At 40.9% G+C, this 1647-nt stretch carries 1 protein-coding gene; it reads left to right on the top strand.

What is annotated here, in order from left to right; translation table 11 throughout:
• Window positions 1-1647: Calx-beta domain-containing protein (locus ACJJVU_RS00005; protein ID WP_405220859.1), on the top strand; the 1647-nt coding region annotated here is incomplete at both ends.

Genomic DNA, 1647 nt, shown 5'->3' with positions numbered 1-1647 from the left:
TTGTAACTACGACTGGTACAGCTGGTGAGGATGATTTTGAAGAGACTATTGTAACGGTAACCATTCCTGCAGGAGAGACTGAAGGAGAAGTAATTGTTCCAATTACAGAGGATACGACAGATGAAGACGATGAGATCTTCACAGTAGATGGAACAGTAACAAGTGGTAACACTGCCAATACAGATCCAAGCGGAGATGTAACGATTACAGATAACGATGATGCTCCAACGGTAACTATCGAAGATGTAGTAGTAAATGAAGACGCTGGTACAGTAACAGTTCCTGTAACATTAACTAACCCAAGTGATGAGGATACAGTGATTGACATTGTAACTACAACGGGTACAGCTGGTGAGGATGATTTTGAAGAGACTATTGTAACGGTAACCATTCCTGCAGGAGAGACTGAAGGAGAAGTAGTTGTTCCAATTACAGAAGATACTACAGATGAAGAAGATGAGATCTTCACAGTAGACGGAACGGTAACAAGTGGTAACACTGCCAATACAGATCCAAGTGGAACAGTAACTATTATAGACAATGATGGTGTACCAACGGTAACTATCGAAGATGTAGTAGTAAATGAAGATGCTGGTACAGCAACAGTTCCTGTAACCTTAAGTAACCCAAGTGATGAGGATACAGTGATTGACATTGTAACTACAACGGGTACAGCTGGTGAGGATGATTTTGAAGAAACTATTGTAACGGTAACAATTCCTGCAGGAGAGACTGAAGGAGAAGTAGTTGTTCCAATTACAGAGGATACGACAGATGAAGACGATGAGATCTTCACAGTAGATGGAGCAGTAACCAGTGGTAACACTGATAATACAGATCCAAGTGGAACAGTAACTATTATAGACAATGATGGTGTGCCAACGGTAACTATCGAAGATGTAGTAGTTAACGAAGACGCTGGTACAGCAACAGTTCCTGTAACCTTAAGTAACCCAAGTGATGAGGATACAGTTATCGAGATTGTAACTACAACGGGTACTGCTGGTGAGGATGATTTTGAAGAAACTATTGTAACGGTAACGATTCCTGCAGGAGAGACTGAAGGAGAAGTAATTGTTCCAATTACGGAAGATACGACAGATGAAGACGATGAGATTTTCACAGTAGACGGAACAGTAACAAGTGGTAACACTGATAATACAGATCCAAGTGGGACAGTAACTATTATAGACAACGATGGTGTACCAACGGTAACTATCGAAGATGTAGTAGTGAATGAAGACGCTGGTACAGCAACAGTTCCTGTAACATTAACTAACCCAAGTGATGAGGATACAGTGATTGACATTGTAACTACAACGGGTACAGCTGGTGAGGATGATTTTGAAGAAACTATTGTAACGGTAACGATTCCTGCAGGAGAGACTGAAGGAGAAGTAGTTGTTCCAATTACGGAAGATACGACAGATGAAGACGATGAGATTTTCACAGTAGACGGAACAGTAACAAGTGGTAACACTGATAATACAGATCCAAGTGGGACAGTAACTATTATAGACAACGATGGTCTACCAACGGTAACTATCGAAGATGTAGTAGTGAATGAAGATGCTGGTACAGCAACAGTTCCTGTAACCTTAAGTAACCCAAGTGATGAGGATACAGTGATTGACATTGTAACTACAA

The sequence above is a fragment of the Dokdonia sp. Asnod1-B02 genome, assembly GCF_045063955.1.
Lineage (GTDB): Bacteria > Bacteroidota > Bacteroidia > Flavobacteriales > Flavobacteriaceae > Dokdonia.
This window is presented reverse-complemented; position numbering and strand designations above follow the sequence as displayed.